This is a genomic window from Occultella kanbiaonis, assembly GCF_009708215.1.
Classification (GTDB): Bacteria; Actinomycetota; Actinomycetes; order Actinomycetales; family Beutenbergiaceae; genus Occultella; species Occultella kanbiaonis.
In genome coordinates this window covers 1-20,353 of the sequence record NZ_CP046175.1, presented here as the reverse complement: position 1 = coordinate 20,353, position 20,353 = coordinate 1, and the positions used below count along the sequence as shown (strand labels likewise).

The window sequence follows — 20,353 nt, the reverse complement described above, 5'->3', positions numbered from 1 at the left end:
TCCTCGCACCCTTGGCTCGGAGTGCGTTACTGGCCGGCCTCGGCGAGGGTGGGACCAAGGCCGTATGCACATCACCCACGCGGGTGGCACGATAGAGGCATCAACGCAGACGATCCGAATCCGATCTTCCGTGGATACCCGCGGGAAGGGAACTAGGGGAGACACATGTCGCGCAAGGACAAGATCAACACCGAGCAGCTCCGCGAGCAGGCCGAGGAGGCCGGCAAGGCGGCGCGCCAGCTCGCCGACCACGGCAAGGACTGGGCGGCACCGAAGGTGGAGGCCGCGCTCGAGTGGGCTGGTCCCCGCGTCGACAAGGCGTGGCGCACCGGCGTGACCGCGGCCGCGCCCGTGATCGCCGACTACGCCGAGCGGTCCAAGGATGTCGTGGACAGCGCCCATGACAAGGTCGTCGACGACGTCATCCCACGCGTCATCGCCGCGATGGAGGAGGCCGCCAGGGCCGCCCAGTCCGGTTCGGACAATCTGCAGGACAAGGCGAACGCCGCCCTCGACGCGGCCGCCGCGGCTGTCGCTGAGCAGGAGAAGAAGGCCAAGGGTGGCAGCAAGGTCGGCAGGACGATCGGCTGGGTCCTGGTGGCCGGTGCGGTCGCCGGTGCCGGTGTGCTGATCTGGCGCCGCACCCAGCCCGTCGACGACCCGTGGGCCGAGGAGTACTGGGACGACGCCGTCGCCACCCCTGCCGCGGCCGGCGAGAGTGCCGCCGCGACCGTCGCGGACAAGGCGAAGCACGTCGCCGAGGGCGCCAAGGCCGCCACCGCGCAGGCGGCGGAGAAGGCCGGGGAGGTCAAGGACCAGGTCGCCGAGAAGGCCACGCGGGCCAAGAACCAGGTCGCGGACAAGGCGAACGCCGCCGCGGACAAGGCTGCGGAGAAGGCCGGCGACGCCAAGGACGCGGTGGCGGACAAGGCCGAGCAGGCCAAGGACGCCGCGCAGGACGCGGCCAACGATGCCCAGGACAAGGCGGACGACGCCAAGAACGGCTGACGCTCGCCCTGCCCGGACCAGGCCCCGCACCCCCGTTGGGTGCGGGGTCTCGCCGTCTGGAGTGCACCCGGCCACACCCTCGCTGCAGGACCCGGCGCGTGCGGGTGGAACAATGGCACCCGTGTCCGAGACCTCGACTGAACCCGGCGCGACCGCCGTCGCCTCCCTGCAGACCCAGCTCACCGACGCACTCGGTGATGCCATCACGGCGGCCTACCCCGCCCAGAGCGGCGCCGATCCGCTGATCCGCCCGAGCGACCACGCCGACCGCCAGGCGAACGCTGCGCTCGCACTGGCGAAGAAGGTGGGCGCGAACCCGCGTGAGGTCGCCACGAGGGTGACCGAACAGATCGCCGTGGGGGACGTCGTCGGGCAGGTGGAGATCTCCGGCCCGGGCTTCCTGAACCTCACCCTGACCGATGCCGCCCTGTGGCGGCAGGTCGAGGCGCGCCGCATCGGCGACCGGTTGGGCGTGCCGCCCGTCGCCACGGGTGTGCGCACCGTCATCGACTACTCCGGCCCCAACATCGCCAAGGAGATGCACGTCGGGCACCTTCGCTCGTCCGTGATCGGCGACGCGCTGGCCCGGATCCTGACCTTCCTCGGCTCGGATGTGGTACGCCAGAACCACCTGGGGGACTGGGGCACCCAGTTCGGCATGCTGATCCAGTACATCGACGAGCACCCCGAGAAGCCGTGGCGGCACACGGAGATCACCGACACCGACGCCGACGGCGAGAACGCCTCCACCGTGTCCGCCCTTGACGGCCTCTACAAGGCGGCCCGCGCCGTCTTCGACACCGACCCCGAGTTCGCGGACCGGGCCCGCGCGCGCGTGGTCGCGCTCCAGGCCGGCGACGAGGCGACGCTGGCCACCTGGCGCGAGATCGTCAAGGAGTCCCAGTACGCGTTCGACGAGGTCTACGCGCGCCTCGGGGTCCAGCTGACCGAGGCGGACTCCGCGGGTGAGTCCTTCTACAACGACATGCTCGACGGCGTCGCGGCCGAGCTCGAGGCAGCCGGGATCGCGGTCGTGAGCGATGGCGCGCTCGTGGTCCTCTCCGAGGAGGTGACCGGCCCGGACGACGAGCCGGTGGCGCTCATGGTCCGCAAGCGCGACGGCGGGTACGGCTACGACACCACTGACCTCGCCACGATCCGGTACCGGATCCGCGACCTCGGTGCCGACCGGATCCTGTATCTGGTGGACTCGCGTCAGGCCCTGCACTTCCGGCTGGTGTTCGAGACCGCGCGCCGGGCGGGCTGGCTGGACCCGGAGCAGGTGCAGGCGCTGCACGTGCCGTTCGGCAGCGTTCTCGGCCCGGACGGCAAGCCGTTCAAGACCCGCTCCGGCGGCACCGTGCGCCTGATGAACCTCCTCGACGACGCCGTGGCCGCGGCCCTCACGGTGGTCCGCGAGGGCGCCGAGGCCAAGGGCACCGAGGTCGACGACGAGACGCTCACCCTGATCGCCGAGCAGGCCGGGATCGGTGCCGTGAAATACGCGGACCTGTCCGGCTCCCGGGTCAAGGACTACGTCTTCGACGTCGCCCGGATGACGGCGTTCAACGGCAACACCGGTGTCTACCTGCAGTACGCGCACACCCGGATGGTCTCGATCCTGCGCCGGGCCGCCGAGCGTGGCCTGACCGTTCCGGAGCAGGTGCCGGCCGCCGTCGACTCGCCGTTGGAGAGCGCCGAGCGCGAGCTGATCCTGACCCTGGACTCGTTCGCGGACGTCCTCGCCGAGGTGGCCGTCGACCTCGAGCCGCACCGGCTCGCCGGGTACCTGTACGAGCTCTCCCGGGCGTTCACCGACTTCTACGAGGCCTGCCCCGTGCTCGCCTCCGAGGGTGCGGTCCGCGACCGTCGGCTCGCGATCGTTGACCTGACTCGGCGCACCCTCGCCACGGGTCTCGACCTCCTCGGGATCGCCGCACCGGAACGGATGTGAACGCGTCCGCGGAACTCGCCGCCGGGCACCAGCCTCGCGTGGGGGTCCGCAGGTAGGGTCGCCTCCCGTGAGCCGCTACCGCATCGATGCCCGCCCCGCCCGGCGATCCGAACGCGGTGCGCCCGTGTTGCCCGGCGGTGCCGGCATCGAGGTCTACGGCTCGCACCTGGAGCGCGACGGCGTGCCGTGGATCGGAGTCTCCGGCGAGTTCCACTTCACCCGGTCGCCGCGGGCCACCTGGGCGGCTGAACTGGCCAAGCTGCGGGCCGCCGGCCTGAACACCGTTGCCACCTACCTGTTCTGGTTGCACCACGAGCCGGACCGTGGCACCCCGGACTTCACCGGGATCCTCGACATCCGCCACTTCGTCACGCTGGCCGCCGAGGCCGGGCTCGACGTGCTCGTCCGGATCGGTCCGTGGGCGCACGGCGAGGCGCGCAACGGTGGGCTGCCGGACTGGGTCCAGCACGGGCCGTGGCAGATCCGCACCGATGACCCGGGCTACCTCGAACAGGTGCGCCGCTGGTACACGTCGATCGCCGGCCAACTGGACGGCCTGGACGCCGCCTCCGGCGGGCCGATCATCGGGATCCAGGTGGAGAACGAGCTCGCCGACGCTCCCGAGCACCTGATCACCCTCCGCGGGATCGCCCTCGAGGCCGGGCTGCGCGCGCCGCTGTGGACGATGACGGCGTGGAACACCGCCGTGCTTCCGAGTCAGGGGTTCCTGCCCCTCTACGGCGGTTACACGGAGTCGTTCTGGACGGACGCCGACGAGCCATGGAGCGCGGGCTGCCGGTCCCAGTTCACCTACACGCACCTGTTCGACGACACCTCGATCGGCGCCGACGTGATGCCGACGGCGCGGCCGGAGTCCACCTCGACGCACCGCCGGTTCCCGACGCCCGATCCCTACCCCGTCGTCACGTGCGAGCTGGGTTCGGGGATGGCGACCGCCTATCACCGCCGCCCTCTCGTGGACCCCGACGACGTCGCCGCCCTCGCGCTCACGAAGCTCGGCTCCGGTTCGGTGTGGCAGGGCTACTACATGTTCCACGGCGGACTGAACCCGCCCAGCCGCGGTCTGCAGGAGTCCCACGCGACCGGCTACCCGAACGACCTCCCCGAGTTCGACTACGACTTCGGCGCACCGATCGGTGCGGCCGGGCAGGTACGGCCGTCCCTGGTCCTGCTGCGGCGCCAGCATCGGTTCCTGGCCGACTTCGGCGCGCGGCTGGCCCCGATGGCGTCAGTACTGCCCACGCCCGACGGCGAAGGCGGGCCGGCGCCGAGGCTGCAGTGGGCGGTGCGCACCGACGGCGAGAGCGGGTTCGTGTTCGTCACGAACCACCGGCCGCACGAACCGTTGCCCGCGCACCCGCAGGTGGCGCTCAGCGTCGAGACCGAGTCCGGCACCGTGGCCTGGCCGGCGGTCGACGTGGGTGTCGGCGCGTACTTCGCCTGGCCGTTCAACCTCGACGAGTCGGGCGTGCGGGTCAGGTGGGCGACGGCGCAGCCGGTCGCCCGGATCGTCGGTGGGGTGTCGGCAGGTGCAGTCGGCGCAGGCGGTGCGGGCAGCACAGTCAGCACAGTGGGTCTGGTGTTCCTGCGCACCCCCGGTATCGAGACGCGGTTCGCGCTGCGGCTTCCCGCGGGGGCGAGTCTGACCGCCGCGGCCCTCGACGGCGAGCGGGCCGGCGGGTCGTCCGAGGCCAGCGACGTCGTGACGACGGAGAGCCGTGACGTCGTGGTGACGGTCGGCCGGGAGCCCGTCGTGATCTCAACCGGGAGCGCCACGGTCGAGCTGCTTGTGCTCGACGCCGGCGCTCTCGACGCCTTGCTGGACGCCGAGGATCCGGTGGGGCGGGTCACGAGCCCGGTCTGGGTAGGGCGGGAGAAGGCGGCGCCTGAGCGAGCCGGCGACGCCGGATCCGGCACGGGAGGGTCCGTCCAGCGCCGGACGCCCGCGGACGCGTACGTTGCGGACCCGGCCGACGCGGAGGGCGCCGAGCTAGGAGTGCGCGAGCTGACGCCGTCGGGCGTGCCGCCGGCGGCCCGGTCGGCGAGCAACGGGCGGCTCAGCGCGCCGTTGGACGCGGACTTCGCCGGCGCGGGACGGTTCGAGGTCGACGTGCCCGCGCAGGAGGGACTCCTGCGCGTGGAGTGGACCGGGGACGTGCTGCGCGCACGGGTCGGTGACGAGGGTGAGCGCCGCCCGCTCGCCGATCAGTTCTTCTCCGGCGCGGCGTGGGAGATCACCGGCGCCGATCTGCGCGAGCGTGCGGGCCTGCCCGCGCGGGCCGCCCTGTCGGTGACGCTCGAGATCCTCCCGTTCCCGCCGCACGCCGCCATCTGGCTCGACCCCCGGGCTCGGGCAGCGCTCGCCGCCGAACGGTTCCGGGCCCGGATCCGGTCCGCCCGCTGGCACCCGGGACCGGCCTGATCAGTCGTCCTCGCCGAGCGCTCCCGCCGCGGCGCGAACGGCGCGGACCTCCTCGGCGGCCGGCACCACCCCCTGCCGCAGCTGTGCGGCCATCCGACGGCAGGCCCACGCGGCGCCCTCCACGCGGGAGGCGGGCTCGACCTGCGTGCAGCCACGTGCCAGCACGGTGAACCCCAACCACGCGGTCGCCTCCCGGACCTCGAGCAGGTCGGCGATCCCGTCCGGGTCGTCCTGCAGTCCTCGGCGGACGACCCCCGAGAGCTCCTGCATGTCGACCGCGAGGTCCCGCAGCGCCGCCTGTCCCGCCGGGCGGCGCTGGGCGCCGGCGCCGAGATGGTCGAGCACCGCCGCCGCCGAGGTCAGGACCCGGGCGAGGTGTGCGCGGACGAGACCCGGGGTGCCGCGCCGGAAGACCAGCCAGGGGACCGCCACCGCAACCGTGATCCCGATCGCGGTGTCGAGCAGCCGCTCAAGCGCTACGTCCCCGACGGCGGCACCGGTGCCCGCGGTCCCGATCGTCAGCGCCAGCGGGGTGATGAACAGGACCGCGGCCGCGTAGTTGCGCACCACCAACAGCTCCACGGCGCCCTGCAACACGACGAGAGTGATGACCAGGACCCAGGGGCCGCCGAGGTCCACGAGCGCATGGACGGCGAGGAACACCCCAAGGCCGAGCACGGTCCCGACCAGCCGGTGCACCGACCGGATCATGGTGTTCTTCCGGTCCAGCCCGTTGTGCAGCACCAGCATCGTGGCCGCCATCGCCCAGTACACGTGCTCGGTACCGGCGGTCCACGCGATCAGCCCGGCGATGGCGACGCCGGCACCGACACGCAGTGCGGACTGCAGCGCGGTGGTGGGCCACCGCAGCGACCGCCGCAGCATGTGCTGGACGGACGGCTGGCCCAGCGGGCTCTCGGTCACCTCCGCACGGAGCTCGGGGTCCGGCACGTCACCGGGCAGCTGGTAGCTGGAGTAGGTGTGCTGGATGCGGTGCAGGTCGGCGACCAGCGCCCGGGCACGAGCATCTCGCGAAACGGGGTCACCGCCGTCGGCCAGCGTGGTCCAGGCGTCGTGCAGGGCGTCCGTGGCCGCGGCGCTGCGTTGTTCGGCAAACGGCGCCGCGGAACCGGCCGTCACGAACACCTCCACGGCGGTGCGGGCCGCGGCCACCGCATCCTCCTGCGGTCCTCGCGGACGCAGAACCAGGTCGGACATGGCGACCACAACGGCAACGGCCGCCCCGATCGCCGTCGCGGCCACGAGAGTGCCGGGGTGCACCCCGTGAGCAGGCAGATAGCCACCGACGCCGGCCAGGAGCACGAAGAAGAACGCTCCGGGAGCGCCGAGCCGGAGCGCGTGGGAGATCTGGGTCGCAACCATCCCGATCGCCGCCACGACGACGATCGACACGAGGGGGTTGCCGGTGGTGAGCGTGCCGACGAACACCGACGCAACCATGGCGAGCCCCACGGTCAGCAGGAGCACGAGCCGGGTCCGCAGCGGCCTGCCGGCACCGTAGAGCACCGTGAACACTCCGGTTCCGATCAGCAGGCCGAAGGTCTGCTCACCCAGGAGTGTGGTCACGGTCAGCGGGATCCCCAGTGCCACCGCTGCTCGGGCCGCGACGGGCCACCGCACCGGGGGCCGGATGGTCCAACGGAGGCCGCCCAACGGGCGTGGGCGGCGTTCTCGATCGGGTTCCGGCACGCCTCCCGATGCTACTCGGGCGTGGACCCGCGCTCCGCCGCGCGCGAGGTCGGCGGCGCCCGTTCGGAGCGCGTGAGCCGCTCCACCCGGGGATGACCGCTACGGTGTACCGCGGACCACGCCAGGAGTGGTCGTTCGCCGCAGGGCGGCGAGCACCGACCGTGACAGCACCGGGAGATTCCCCTGACCACCGTTCCCGCCCCCTATGCCCGGCTGCACGACGACGCCACGGCCCTCCTGACGAGTTGGACCGCGCCGGGCTCGCGTCAGGAGGACCTCCGCCGCGAGTTCCTGGCACTCCTGAGCGCGGAGCCACGCGCCATGTGGCGACACGGCACGCCGGCCCACCTGACCGCGAGCTGCATCGTGCTCGACGCCGACCGCACCCACGTCCTACTGACGCTGCACGCGAAGATCGGCATCTGGCTCCCCTTCGGCGGGCACTTCGAGCCCGAGGACGCCTCGATCCGTGACGCCGCCGAGCGGGAGACCCGGGAGGAGTCAGGACTGTCGGGCGTGCAGCTCGGTGAGCTGGTGGATCTGGACCGCCATGCGTTGCCCGCGAGCGCCTACTCCCACTGCACCGAGCACCTGGATCTCAGGTTCGTGGGAGTCGACCCGTCGGGCCGCACCGAGCCCGTGGTCAGCGACGAGTCCGACGACGTGCGCTGGTGGCCGCTGGATGCGTTGCCAACCCCGATCGGTGAGGATGTCGGCAGGCTCGTGCGGGCCGGCATCGCCGGCGTGATACCGCCGCGCCCCTAGGCGCGGCCGGGCGGACCGGACAGCGACTGCCGGTACCGACCGGCTTCGGCGGACCCGGGCCTAGGAGGCGACGGCGGCCGGCTCGGTCCGAGGGAACCGCTTCTCCGAGCGGGCCTTGGCCTTGGCGGCCTCCTCGTCGCGGTTCTTCGGCGGGGCCGTGGTGACCAGGTCGTCGAGCAGGTGCTCGGTGATGTGGGTGATCTCGGCGACGGCACGGTCGAACGCCTCGGCGTTCGCCTGGGACGGCTTGTTCATTCCGCTGATCTTGCGAACGAACTGCAACGCGGCGTCGTGGACCTCGCCGGACGTTGCGTGCGGCTCGAAGTTGTGCAGTGGGCGTATGTTTCGGCACATGCTTCGATGGTGCCACGCGCCGCCGACGCCGGTCCAGTGCTCACCCCGCGCCCGGGGGAGCACCACGATGGTGGAGCCAGCGGGACTCGAACCCGCAACCCCCTGCTTGCAAAGCAGGTGCGCTACCAATTGCGCCATGGCCCCGTGTGTAGTTTGTGAGGTTCGCCCGGGACCTGTTCGGTTCAGGGCAGCGGGTCGGTGACCTCTGCCCACAGATCCCGCTCGTCGCGGTCCGCGGCGAACTTCCGCCAGACGAAGTACCCGGCGGCGGCCACCGCCAGGAGTGTGAGGAGCTTCTTCATCGCCACCCGCCACCTTCCTGATCTGCGAGACGTGGGCCTAGCTGGACTCGAACCAGCGACCTCTTCCTTATCAGGGAAGCGCTCTAACCGACTGAGCTATAGGCCCGGATCCCCGCGTATTCGCGCGGGGGCGCCGGAGTGAGACTACCTCAGGCGCACGGCTGCGCCAAAACCGATTCGGTCAGTCGTCGGTGAGGGTGAGGTGCAGTCCGCCCACCATTGCCGCGACAATGTTGTACACGAAGGCCCCGAGGGTGCTCAGCGCTGTGAGCAGAACCACATCGACGATCGCGACCACCGTCGCCACCGAGATCACCCGGGAGAATTCGAAGTACTCCAGGAGGTTGCCGAACTGGGCCATCGCCTCGGCGTCCGCGATGATGCCCTGGATGCTGGCGAAGACGCCCATCTCGTTCAGCACGCCCCACACGACGGCCGTGGCGACCACGATCGCGATGCCGATCGCGATCGAGAGCAGGAACGAGATCTTCATGGCCGACCAGGGGTCGATCCGGGAGATCGCAAGCCTGACCCGGCGCGCGCCCGGGGTGGCCTTGCCGGACGGCTGACTCGCCCCGGCGGTCCTTCCTGCGGTCCGGGCCTGCGGGGCGGCCGGCCGCTGGGTCCCCGAGCCGGCACCCTCGGTGCCGACCTCGAGCTTGACCGCGCCGGGCCTCGCCTCGCCCGCAGGCTTGATGCTCGGCGGCCGCTGCCCTGGGGCCTGGCCACCCAAGGTCGTCCGGGTCGAGGTGCGCACCGGCGCACCCGTGGAGTGCCCCTGGGTGTTCTCGGTCATCAGTTGCCTTCCTGCTGCTCGGCGTCGGCGTCCGCGGTGTTCGCGCCGCCTTGCTCACCCGAAGACGGTACGCCATCGGAGGACTCCACCGCTGCTGCAGCCCCGTCGGCGTCGCCGGATTCGGCTGTCGCCTCCTCGACGACGGCCTCGACATTCCGGGCGATCGCGATGATCCGGTCGCCGGCGTCCGGCTTGGCGAAGGTCACACCCTGGGTGTTCCGGCCGGTGAGATTCACCTCGGAGACCGGCACCCGCACGATCTTGCCGCGCTCCATGATGACCAGCACCTCGTCGTCGGGACCGGTGATGAGGGCACCGACCAGGTCTCCCCGTGCCTCGACGAGGTTCGCGACCTTGATTCCGAGGCCGCCACGGCCCTGTACCCGGTACTCGTCGACACGGGTCCGCTTGCCGAAGCCACCCTCGGTGACCACGAACAGGTCGTTGCCGGGCTGGACCACGTCCAGCGAGAGCAGCGAGTCGCCGTCGCGGAACTTCATGCCGGTGACGCCGGACGTCGCCCGGCCGAGCGGACGGAGCGCCTCGTCGCTGGCGGTGAACCGGAGCGACTGCCCCTTGCGGGAGACCAGCAGCAGGTCGTCGTTCGAGTCGACCAGCCGGGCGGAGACCACCTCGTCCGGGTTGCCCTCGTCATCGGTGCGCAGGTTGATCGCGATCACGCCACCGGTGCGGGTGGAGTCGTACTCGCTGAGCCGGGTCTTCTTGACCAGGCCGCTGCGCGTGGCGAGCACGAGGTACTCGGCCTGCTCGTAGTCGCGGATGGCCAGGACCTGGGCGATCCGCTCGTCCGGCTGGAACGCCAACAGGTTCGCGACGTGCTGGCCCTTCGCGTCCCGGCCACCCTCGGGCAGCTCGTAGGCCTTGGCGCGGTAGACCCGCCCGAAGTTCGTGAAGAACAACAACCACTGGTGCGTCGTTGTGACACCGAAGTGGTCCACGATGTCGTCGCCACGCAGCTGCGCCCCGCGCACCCCCTTGCCGCCCCGGTGCTGCTGGCGGTAGTTGTCCGTTCGGGTGCGCTTCGCGTAGCCGCCCCGGGTGATCGTGACGACGACGTCCTCTTCGGGGATCAGATCCTCCATGGACATCTCACCGTTGAACGGCAGGATCGTCGTGCGTCGCTCATCGCCGTAGCGGTCGACGATCTCGTTGAGCTCGTTGCCGACGATCTCGCGCTGGCGTTCCTCGGAGCCGATGATGTCCTTGTAGTCGGCGATCTCCGCCTCGATCGCGGCGAACTCGTCGAGGATCTTCTGCCGCTCGAGGGCGGCGAGCCGACGCAGCTGCATCTCGAGGATGGCGTTCGCCTGGATCTCGTCGATCTCCAGCATCTCCATCAGCCCGGTGCGGGCCACCTCGACGGTGCGCGAGGCGCGGATCAGCGCGATGACCTCGTCGAGCGCGTCCAGTGCCTTGATGAGGCCGCGCAGGATGTGGATGCGGTCCTCGGCCCGGCGCAGCAACCACTGGGTCCGCCGCACGACCACGTCGACCTGGTGGTGCACCCAGTGCCGGATGAACGCGTCGAGGCTGAGGGTGCGCGGCACCCCGTCCACGAGCGCGAGCATGTTCGCGCCGAAGGTGTCCTGCAGTTGGGTGTGCTTGTACAGGTTGTTCAGGACGACCTTCGCGATCGCATCCCGCTTCAGGACGATCACGAGGCGCTGCCCGGCCCGCCCGGACGTCTCGTCACGGATGTCGGCGATGCCCTGGATCCGGCCGTCGCGGACCAGATCGGCGATCTTCGCGGCGAGGTTGTCCGGGTTCACCTGGTACGGCAGCTCGGAGACCACGAGGCAGGTACGGCCCTGGAGTTCCTCGACCTCGACGACCGCGCGCATCGTGATGGAGCCGCGGCCGGTCCGGTAGGCGTCCTCGATGCCCCGGTGACCCAGGATCTGGGCACCGGTCGGGAAGTCGGGACCCTTGATCCGCACCAGCAGCGCCTCGAGGAGTTCCTCGGCGCTCGCGCCCGGGTTCGCAAGGAGCCACCGCACGCCCTCTGCGACCTCGCGGAGGTTGTGCGAGGGGATGTTCGTGGCCATCCCGACGGCGATCCCGGAGGAGCCGTTGACGAGCAGGTTCGGGAATCGCGCCGGGAGCACGAGCGGCTCTCGGGTGCGGCCGTCGTAGTTGTCCCCGAAGTCGACCGTGTCCTTCTCGATGTCACGGACCATCTCCATGGCCAGCGGTGCCATCTTGCACTCGGTGTACCGCGGCGCGGCGGCCGGGTCGTTGCCCGGGGATCCGAAGTTGCCCTGCCCGTTGATGAGCGGGTAGCGCAACGACCACGGCTGCACCAGGCGGACCATCGCGTCATAGATCGCGGTGTCGCCGTGCGGGTGGAACTGGCCCATCACGTCGCCGACCACGCGCGAGCACTTGGAGAATGCCGAGTCGGGGCGGTACCCGCCGTCGAACATCGCGTAGATGATGCGCCGGTGCACCGGCTTGAGGCCGTCGCGGACCTCCGGCAGGGCACGGCCGACGATCACGCTCATGGCGTAGTCGAGGTAGGACCGTTGCATCTCGAGCTGGAGGTCGACCTGCTCGATGCGGTCGTGGGTGACGACGGCGTCGACGGGCTGGTCGTCGTCGCTGGGGCCGGTCGGGGGCATGGGTGGCTGTTCGCTCACGTGTTCGATTCCTTACTCAGACGTCCAGGAAGCGCACGTCGCGGGCATTGCGCTGGATGAAGGACCGGCGTGATTCGACGTCCTCGCCCATCAGGATGGAGAAGATCTCGTCGGCTCCCGCCGCCTCACCGATGGTGACTTGACGCAGGGTGCGGGTGGCCGGGTCCATCGTGGTCTCCCACAGTTCCCGGTAGTCCATCTCGCCGAGACCCTTGTACCGCTGGATACCGCCGTCCTTGGGCAGTCGGTGGTTCTTCGCCAGCCCTTCGGCCACGAACGCGTCGCGCTCACGGTCCGAGTACACGTACTGGTGCGGCGCGTTCGTCCACTTCAGCCGGTACAGCGGCGGCATCGCGAGATACACGTGGCCACGCTCGATGAGCGGGCGCATGTACCGGAAAAGGAGCGTCAGGAGCAGCGTGGCGATGTGCTGGCCGTCGACGTCCGCGTCGGCCATCAGCACGATCTTGTGATAGCGCAGCTTCGTGATGTCGAAGTCCTCGCCGAATCCGGTGCCGAACGCCGTGATCAGCGCCTGCACCTCCATGTTCGCGAGGGCCTTGTCGATCCGCGCCTTCTCGACGTTCAGGATCTTCCCGCGGATCGGCAGGATCGCCTGCGTCTCGGGGTTGCGACCCTGCACGGCCGAGCCGCCGGCCGAGTCCCCCTCGACGATGAACACCTCGGAGATCGAGGCGTCCCGGCTGGAGCAGTCGCGCAGCTTGCCGGGCATGCCACCACCCTCGAGCAGGCCCTTGCGGCGGGTCGCCTCACGGGCCTTGCGGGCCGCCATCCTGGCCGCGGAGGCCTGGATGGACTTGCGGATCACGTCCCGGGCCTCCGCCGGGTGCGACTCGAGCCAGCCGCCGAGCTGGTCGAACACAACCTTCTGGGTGAACGTGCGCGCCTCGGTGTTGCCGAGCTTCGTCTTCGTCTGGCCCTCGAACTGCGGCTCACCGAGCTTGATGGAGATGACGGCGGTGAGCCCTTCGCGGATGTCCTCCCCGGTGAGGTTCTCGTCCTTCTCCTTGAGCAGGTTCTTCTCGCGGGCGTACCGGTTGATCAGCGTGGTCAACGCCGACCGGAAGCCCTCCTCGTGGGTGCCGCCCTCGGACGTGTTGATCGTGTTCGCGTAGGTGTGCACGCTCTCGGAGTACGCGCCGGTCCACTGCATCGCGATCTCGAGGGAGATCTTGCGCTCGGTGTCCTCGGACTCGAAGTCGATGATCTCCGGGTGGACCATCTCGGCGCGCTTGGCGGCGTTGAGGTGCTTCACATAGTCGACCAGACCACCGTCGTAGCGGTAGGTGACCGACCGCGAGTGCTCCCCGATCGGCTCCGCCCTCGCGACCTCGGGGCCGGCGACCTCGTCGTCGGTGTCCTCGGCGATGACCCGCTCGTCGGTCAGCGAGATGCCAAGGCCCTTGTTCAGGAACGCGTACTGCTGGAACCGGGCCCGTAGCGTCTCGTAGTCGAAGACGGTCGTCTCGAAGATGTCGGCATTCGGCCAGAACGTCACCGTGGTGCCGGTCTCGTCCGTGTCCTCCTCGCGGGAGAGCGGGGCCATCGGGACGCCGTCGGCGTAGCTCTGCCGCCACACGCTGCCCTGGAGCCGCACCTCCACCTCGAGGCGGCGTGACAGCGCGTTCACCACGGAGACACCGACGCCGTGGAGGCCACCGGAGACGGCGTACCCGCCGCCGCCGAACTTCCCGCCGGCGTGCAGGACCGTGAGCACCACCTCGACGGCCGGCTTGCCCTCGGACGCGACCACGTCCACCGGGATGCCGCGGCCGTTGTCACGGACCCGAAGGCCACCATCGGCCAGCAGGGTCACGTCGATGTGGTCGCAGTAACCGGCAAGCGCCTCGTCGACGGAGTTGTCGACGACCTCGTAGACCAGGTGGTGCAGGCCTCGTTCACCGGTGGAGCCGATGTACATGCCCGGACGCTTGCGAACTGCCTCGAGTCCCTCGAGGACCGTGATGTTGCTGGCGTCGTAGCTTGTGGGGCCCGAGGTCTGTGCTTCGGTTGCCGGCTCAGTCTTGTCGTCAGCCACGTTGTTCTGGCTCTCCTCATCGTCATCGAGGCACGCGCGCGGCACCGCTCGGTTGAGTGAGGTGCCTGCGTGCCGGCCCAGGACCACAGGCAGATGAACCACTTGCCCCCGGACGGTCGCTCAATTCTACTCCGAAACCGCGCAAACTCCGAATATCCACAGAAGTTATCCACAGCGTGTCGCGACCTGTGGACGAAGCCGGTCGGAGCCGGTGGCGCGGTGGCCGGATCTCAGCCGTAGGTGTCGCGCGGGCCCCGGCCGCGCACCGACCGTGGCCCCTTGCGCCACGACGGTCCGCCCGGTCCGAGGACCTGGATCGAGGTGACGACACCCTCGCCGACCTCCTCCACGAGCCGGCGTTCCAGCTGGGGCAGCAGCAGGCGGATCTGCGTCGCCCACGCGGTGGAGTCCGCGCGCACCACCAGCGCGCCCTCGTCGAACGTCTCGGGCGCGCAGTGGTCGGCGATCTGGTCTCCGACCACCTCCCGCCAGCGGCCGATCACCCCGCCGATGGACAAGGGCTGGTTCCACCCGAGCTGCCCGCGCAAGGAGTCCATGGCCGCACCGATCGAGCGCGGATCGCGGCCCGTCCCGTGACCCGGCGCGGGCGCCGCGGCCTCGGGGCCCCGCCCAGGGCCGCGCCGACCCGCCCTGCCGACCCCGCCGGGCGCCAGTCCCTTCGACCGAGCCGCGTCCCGGGCCCGCGCGAGCGCGTGCCGCGCCGCCGCGTCCACGTCCGGTTCCGCTGGGGCGGACGGCGTGGCGCGGTCCGTCGCCGTATCCCGGTCCGTCGGCGCGGACGAGCCGGCCGACCGCACCGACCTGGCCCCCGCCTCGGGGGAGCCGCCCCCGGGGGCGGGACCTGCGCCGTCGGGCCGGTCAGCGGACACGGGTGACCGCACCGTCCATCACGTCGTACCGTGCGCCGTCGAGGCCGTCCGGAACGTCCTCGGCGACGGCGGAGGTGATCAGCACCTGTTCCGCGCCTGCGACGAGCTCGGCCAGGCGAGCCCGACGGCGGTTGTCCAGCTCCGCGAAGACGTCGTCCAGGATCAGCACGGGCTCGCCGTCGCTCTCGAAGTCGGTGTCGGCGCGGAGGAGTTCGTAGGACGCCAGCCGCAGCGCCAGCGCGAGCGACCAGGACTCACCATGGCTGGCGTAGCCGCGGGCCGGAAGACCACCCAGCTGCAGCTCCAGGTCGTCACGGTGCGGTCCGACCAGCGACACCCCGCGTTCGATCTCCCGCGACCTCAGCCGCGACATCGCATCCAGCAACCGCGCCTGGACCAGGTCCGCATTGGTGAGCGACTCCTCGGCTGCCACCCCCGTATCCGCGGGCCGCTCGCCGTCGGACATGGCCTGCTCAAGGCTCGACCGGTACCCGATCTCGGCAGCGCTCTGTGCGGAACTGACCCGCTCGTAGGCGCTCTCGACGTGCGGGCGCAGGTTACGGACGGCCGTGACGCGCGCGGCGATGAGCTGGGCGCCCGCGGTGGCAGCCTTCTCGTCCCAGACGTCCAGGGTGCGCAGGTCGGGCCCGGAACCCGACCGGCGGCTCATCCCGGCCGACTTCAGCAGGGCGTTGCGCTGCTTGATCACGCGTTCGTAGTCGGAGCGCACGCCCGCGAGCTTCGGGCTGAGCAGCACCAGCAGCTCGTCGAGGAACCGGCGCCGCCCGTCCGGGTCACCCTTGATCAGGGCCAGGTCCTCGGGGGCGAACAACACGGTTCGGAGCCGGCCGAGCAGGTCCCGTGCGCGGGGCAGCGGGGACCTATTGACGCGGGCACGGTTCGCCTTCCCGGCCACGAGCTCCAGCTCGAGCGTTGCGGGTCGCCCCGAGCGAACGACCTTCGCCTGGATCACCGCGCGCCCGGCGCCACGACGCACCAGCGCGGCATCGGAGGCCACCCGGTGCGAGGAGAACGTGGCCAGGTAGCCGAGTGACTCCACCAGATTGGTCTTGCCCTGACCGTTCGGGCCGACGAGGGCTGTAATCCCTGGTTCGAAGGCGACGACGACCTGGGTGTAGGACCGGAAGTCGGTCAGCGCGAGATCGGAGACATGCATCGAGTGGTCGTGCTCAGCCGTCCGCCGCGGCCTTCGTGGCGTGTCCACCGAACTGCTGGCGCAGCGCCGCGACGGCTTTCATGGCCGGCGAGTCGTCCTGACGGGAGTCGAACCGGGCGAACAGGGCGGCGCTGATGACGGGCGCGGGCACCGCACGTTCCACCGCCTCCTGCACGGTCCAGCGTCCCTCGCCGGAGTCCGCGACGAATCCACGGATCTCGTCCAGGTCAGGATCCTCGTTGAGCGCCTTGACCAGCAGTTCCAGGAGCCAGGAGCGAACCACCGTGCCACGCTGCCAGGCGGTGAAGATGGCGCCGACGTCGTCGATCAGGTCATCACGCGCGGCCAGGATCTCGTAACCCTCGGCATAGGCCTGCATGACGCCGTACTCGATGCCGTTGTGCACCATCTTCGCGTAGTGGCCGGCGCCGACCGGGCCGGCGTGGACGAAGCCCTCCTCGGCCGGGCCCTCCGGGCGGAGTGCGTCGAAGATCGGCATGAGCGTCGCGATCGTGTCGTCCGGGCCGCCGACCATCAGGCCGTAGCCGTTCTCGCGACCCCAGATGCCGCCGGAGACACCGGCGTCGACGTAGCCGATGCCGCGCTCGGCGAGCTCGGCTGCGCGGCGGGTGTCATCACTGAACTTGGAGTTGCCGCCGTCGATGATGATGTCGCCGGCATGCATCTGCGCCGCGACCTGCGTCACGACGGAATCGGTGATCTCGCCGGCCGGGACCATCACCCAGACGATCCGCTGGGCCTCCGGGAGCGCTGCGACCAGGTCCCCCACCGTTGCGACGTCGGAGATCTCCTGGTTCTGGTCGTATCCCGTCACCTCGTGACCCGCATTGCGGATGCGGTCGCGCATGTTGCCGCCCATGCGACCGAGCCCGATCAGTCCGATGTGCATGCGCGATCTCCCTTGCCTGCGGTGATGGTGACCAGTCTGGAGTCCGGTCGCTCAGCTCGCGAATCGAATCGGCATCAGCAGATACCGGAACTCCTCCGCGTGGTCTGCGCCGTCGATGCTGTCCTGGCCGGTCATGACCGCCGGCTTGGAGGAGTGCGTGAACGACAGCCGGACGAACGGGGTGTCCAGCGCGCCGAGGCCGTCGAGCAGGTACTGCGGATTGAACGCCGTCGAGATGTCCTCGCCCACGAGCGTGGACTCGAGGACCTCGGATGCCTGCGCGTCGTCGCCCTGGCCGGCCTCGAGGACGACCTGGCCCTCGCTGAACGAGAGACGGATCGGGGTGTTCCGTTCGGCCACCAGCGCGACGCGCTTGGCGGCCTCGACCAGCTCGGCCGTGCTCGTGACGGTGTGCGTGGTGGTCTGCTCCGGGAACAGCCGTCGGACCGGCGGGTACTCACCGTCGACCAGGAGCGAGGTGGTTCGGCGGCCGCCTGCCTCGAAGCCGACGATGTCGCCGTTCTCCACCAGTGCGACGTCGATGGAGCCGGCGTTGCTGAGGTTCTTGGCGACGTCGGAGAGTGTCCGGGCCCGGATCAGGGCCACCCGGCTGACCGACGGCGACGCCGGTGTCCAGGAGACCTCGCGCATGGCGAGCCGGTAACGGTCCGTGGCCAGGAGGGTGACCTTGTCGCCATCGATCTCCACACGGACCCCGGTCAGGAGCGGCAGGGTCTCGTCGCGGCCGGCCGCGATGGTCACCTGGGAGATCGCCTGGGCGAATGCGTCTCCGGAGATGGAGCCGGTGGTGTCCGGGAGGTCGGGGAGCGCGGGGTAGTCCTCGACGGGCATCGTCAGCAGGGTGAACCGGGATGCGCCGCAGACCACGACGACCTTCGAGCCGTCGACGCTGACCTCGACGGGCTTGTTCGGCAGGGCCCGCGAGATCTCGGCGAGCAAGCGTCCGGAGACCAGGGCGGAACCCGGCTCGTCGACCTCGGCTGCAACGCTCGAGCGGGCGGACACCTCGTAGTCGAAGGTCGAGAGCACGAGAGTGCCGTCGGAGTTGGCCTCGAGGAGGACTCCAGCCAGCACGGGTACCGACGGACGGCTGGGCAGCGTTCGTGCCGTCCAGGTCACAGCTTCCGCCAGCACATCTCGCTCAACCCTGAACTTCACGATGTCGGCCTCTCTCCTGATCTGGTGGTGCTCGGCTGTGCTGCTCGGCTCTCGGCGCGGCCCGGCGTCGGAACTCTCGTGGGTCCTCAGAGCATAGTGACAAGGTTCGAGCGCTCGAACCACGATCGCAGCCGTTGGTCGCCCATCGGTGTGCTCGTGTGGGTCGCCCTGCCGAGACTAGTCGAGGGCGGAGCCGCTTGGGCAGGTCGGTGCCCTCGAGCTCGATGCTGGGGCACGGGAGCAGCGTTCGGGCAGATGTTGGTTGTTCACACCTGGATCCCATAGAGATATGTAGTCATCGTCATAGGAGTTGTGGATCCTGTGGACAAGTGACGTCCGTGCAGGTCAGCGGGTCGACCTGGTTGTGGACCGGGGGTGCGACGGCGGTTCACAGGGCCCTGTGGAACCTGTGTAATCACAAAGTCCTGCGCTGGCCCGTCCACCGATCGCCGGGGCTGCGTCCACGGGATCATGGCGTGTGTCCACGGGTGTCCACAGGTTCATCCACAACTGTGAATTGGTTGAAACGGGTGAACGGTTCGGGTCGAGCCAACGCCGCATCGAGCGGTCAGCGATTCACGGACCGGCCGCCTGGCGGTGGTGCGGTCAGCCTCGTTGCTGCTGCTTGATCCGGTTCGTCAGCTCGGTGACCTGGTTGAAGGTGGACCGACGCTCGGCCATCTGTTGACGGATCTTGCGGTTCGCGTGCATCACCGTGGTGTGGTCGCGACCTCCGAAGAGCTGGCCGATCTTCGGCAGCGAGAGGTCCGTGAGTTCCCGGCACAGGTACATCGCGATCTGACGTGCGTTCACGAGCACCCGCGAACGGTCCGCGCTGCAGAGGGCCTCGATGGTCACACCGAAATAGGTGGCCGTCTGCGCCATGATCGACGACGGCGTGATCTCGGCCCCGTCGTTGTCGGTGATGAGATCCTTGAGGACCATCTCGGCGAGCGAGAGGTCGACGGACTGCCGGTTGAGGTTCGCGAACGCCGTGACCCGGATGAGCGCGCCCTCGAGCTCACGGATGTTGGAGGAGATCTTCGACGCGATGTACTCCAGGACGTCGTTCGGTGCCTGGAGGCTCTCGCTGCCGGCCTTCTTGCGCAGGATCGCGATGCGAGTCTCGAGGTCCGGCGGCTGCACGTCGGTGATCAGGCCCCATTCGAAGCGCGATCGCATCCGGTCCTCGAAGCCGTTGAGGAGCTTCGGTGGCAGGTCTGAGGTGATGACGACCTGCTTGTTGTCGTTGTGCAGGGTGTTGAACGTGTGGAAGAACTCCTCCATCGTCTGTTCCTTGCCCTGCAGGAACTGGATGTCATCGATGAGGAGCACCTCGACCTCGCGGTACCGCCGTTGGAACGCCTCGGCCTTGTCATCACGGATCGAGTTGATGAAGTCGTTGGTGAACTCCTCGGAGTTCACGTACCGCACCCGGATCCCCGGGTAGAGACTCTTCGCGTAGTGCCCGATCGCGTGGAGCAGGTGGGTCTTGCCGAGCCCGGACTGTCCGTAGATGAAGAGCGGGTTGTAGGCCTTGGCCGGTGCCTCGGCGACGGCGGTCGCCGCGGCGTGCGCGAATCGGTTGCTGGATCCGATCACGAACGTGTCGAACGAATAGTTCGGGTTCAGGCGGGCGTTCGGGTCGACGCCGGTCGCGTAGTGGTCAGGTTGCGGTACCGGCCTGGGCGCCTGCCTCGGTGCAGGTCGTTGCTCGCGGTCCTGGACCGGTTCGGCTCGCCTTGGAGGTTCGTCGATCGTCAGGGTCTCCTCGAGGGACGGGTCGACCGTGACCGCGACCTTGACGTTGTGCGTGAGGGCTGCCGACAGAGCCGCCGTGATCGACTCGCGGGCTCGGGTCTCGATGAACTCCTTGGCGAAGTCGTTGGAGACGGCGAGCAGGATTGTGTCGTCGATGACGCCGAGGGGCTTGGTGAGCCGGATGAACCCCAGGTGCGGTCCGCTCAGCTCGCCTCGGTCGGTGAGGATCTCGATGGCCCTGGTCCAGGCAGGACCGAGCGCCGCGGCATCGACTGGTGATTCGGACACATGACCCCCTGCAGCAAGATGATGACAGCATCGACGGTGGTGTCGTCCACAACTCTATCCACAGTCTGTGTGCAACCGGTCTCGGTTCGAGAACGCGCGA

The 20,353-nt window shown here is 69.8% G+C and carries 14 protein-coding genes, 2 tRNA genes and 1 pseudogene; 4 read left to right on the top strand and 13 right to left on the bottom strand.

Features of this window, described 5'->3' with window-relative positions:
* Window positions 1-165 precede the first annotated feature (165 nt).
* The 3 genes from GKS42_RS00080 (at window position 166) to GKS42_RS00070 (ending at window position 5,405) form a co-directional block, all read left to right on the top strand.
* Window positions 166-1,008, top strand: a complete 843-nt coding sequence (locus tag GKS42_RS00080) for a hypothetical protein (RefSeq protein ID WP_154791980.1) — start codon at window positions 166-168, stop codon at window positions 1,006-1,008.
* 121 nt (window positions 1,009-1,129) lie between these two features.
* Window positions 1,130-2,962, top strand: a complete 1,833-nt coding sequence (gene argS / locus GKS42_RS00075) for an arginine--tRNA ligase (RefSeq protein WP_232847859.1) — start codon at window positions 1,130-1,132, stop codon at window positions 2,960-2,962.
* Between the two features lie 67 nt (window positions 2,963-3,029).
* A complete protein-coding gene (locus tag GKS42_RS00070) occupies window positions 3,030-5,405 on the top strand; it encodes a beta-galactosidase (protein ID WP_154791978.1) in 2,376 nt (791 codons plus the stop codon).
* Here GKS42_RS00070 and GKS42_RS00065 read toward each other — a convergent pair whose 3' ends face one another.
* Complete coding sequence (locus GKS42_RS00065) at window positions 5,406-6,992, bottom strand: FUSC family protein (RefSeq protein ID WP_154791977.1); 1,587 nt, start codon at window positions 6,990-6,992, stop codon at window positions 5,406-5,408.
* 444 nt (window positions 6,993-7,436) lie between these two features.
* Between GKS42_RS00065 and GKS42_RS00060 the strand changes: the two genes are divergently transcribed.
* Window positions 7,437-7,880: an NUDIX hydrolase gene (locus GKS42_RS00060; RefSeq protein WP_154791976.1), complete on the top strand. Its 444-nt coding sequence runs from the start codon at window positions 7,437-7,439 to the stop codon at window positions 7,878-7,880.
* A gap of 60 nt (window positions 7,881-7,940) precedes the next feature.
* On the opposite strand, the gene GKS42_RS00055 is transcribed toward GKS42_RS00060, so the two are convergent.
* From GKS42_RS00055 to dnaA, 12 genes and pseudogenes are all read right to left on the bottom strand, one after another.
* Window positions 7,941-8,234, bottom strand: a complete 294-nt coding sequence (locus GKS42_RS00055) for a DUF2277 domain-containing protein (RefSeq protein WP_154791975.1) — start codon at window positions 8,232-8,234, stop codon at window positions 7,941-7,943.
* A 68-nt stretch (window positions 8,235-8,302) separates the two neighbouring features.
* A tRNA-Ala gene (locus GKS42_RS00050) sits at window positions 8,303-8,378 on the bottom strand.
* Between the two features lie 38 nt (window positions 8,379-8,416).
* Entirely contained in the window at window positions 8,417-8,536 is a 120-nt protein-coding gene (locus tag GKS42_RS26135; RefSeq protein ID WP_210769272.1) for a DLW-39 family protein, read from the bottom strand.
* Between the two features lie 32 nt (window positions 8,537-8,568).
* Window positions 8,569-8,642, bottom strand: a tRNA-Ile gene (locus GKS42_RS00045).
* Window positions 8,643-8,717: 75 nt separating this feature from the next.
* Window positions 8,718-9,332: a DUF3566 domain-containing protein gene (locus GKS42_RS00040; RefSeq protein WP_154791974.1), complete on the bottom strand. Its 615-nt coding sequence runs from the start codon at window positions 9,330-9,332 to the stop codon at window positions 8,718-8,720.
* Window positions 9,332-11,971, bottom strand: coding sequence for a DNA gyrase subunit A (gyrA, locus tag GKS42_RS00035; RefSeq protein WP_154796453.1), 2,640 nt, complete (start codon window positions 11,969-11,971; stop codon window positions 9,332-9,334). Before gyrA ends, GKS42_RS00040 begins: the two co-directional genes overlap by 1 nt.
* A 34-nt stretch (window positions 11,972-12,005) precedes the next feature.
* A complete protein-coding gene (gene gyrB, locus GKS42_RS00030) occupies window positions 12,006-14,048 on the bottom strand; it encodes a DNA topoisomerase (ATP-hydrolyzing) subunit B (protein ID WP_154791973.1) in 2,043 nt (680 codons plus the stop codon).
* Window positions 14,049-14,278: 230 nt separating this feature from the next.
* Window positions 14,279-14,938 carry a DciA family protein gene (locus GKS42_RS00025; protein WP_232847858.1) on the bottom strand — a complete coding sequence of 220 codons (660 nt, stop codon included), beginning with the start codon at window positions 14,936-14,938 and terminating at the stop codon, window positions 14,279-14,281.
* The gene (gene recF / locus GKS42_RS00020) at window positions 14,928-16,115 is read right to left on the bottom strand and encodes a DNA replication/repair protein RecF (RefSeq protein WP_154791972.1); all 1,188 of its coding nucleotides are present in this window, start codon (window positions 16,113-16,115) and stop codon (window positions 14,928-14,930) included. Before recF ends, GKS42_RS00025 begins: the two co-directional genes overlap by 11 nt.
* Window positions 16,116-16,128: 13 nt before the next feature.
* Window positions 16,129-17,028 (bottom strand): annotated as a pseudogene (gene gnd / locus GKS42_RS00015) (phosphogluconate dehydrogenase (NAD(+)-dependent, decarboxylating)); the annotation flags it as partial.
* Window positions 17,029-17,076: 48 nt separating this feature from the next.
* Window positions 17,077-18,204: a DNA polymerase III subunit beta gene (gene dnaN, locus GKS42_RS00010; RefSeq protein WP_154791970.1), complete on the bottom strand. Its 1,128-nt coding sequence runs from the start codon at window positions 18,202-18,204 to the stop codon at window positions 17,077-17,079.
* A gap of 606 nt (window positions 18,205-18,810) precedes the next feature.
* A complete protein-coding gene (dnaA, locus tag GKS42_RS00005) occupies window positions 18,811-20,253 on the bottom strand; it encodes a chromosomal replication initiator protein DnaA (RefSeq protein WP_154791969.1) in 1,443 nt (480 codons plus the stop codon).
* Between the last annotated feature and the right edge of the window lie 100 nt (window positions 20,254-20,353).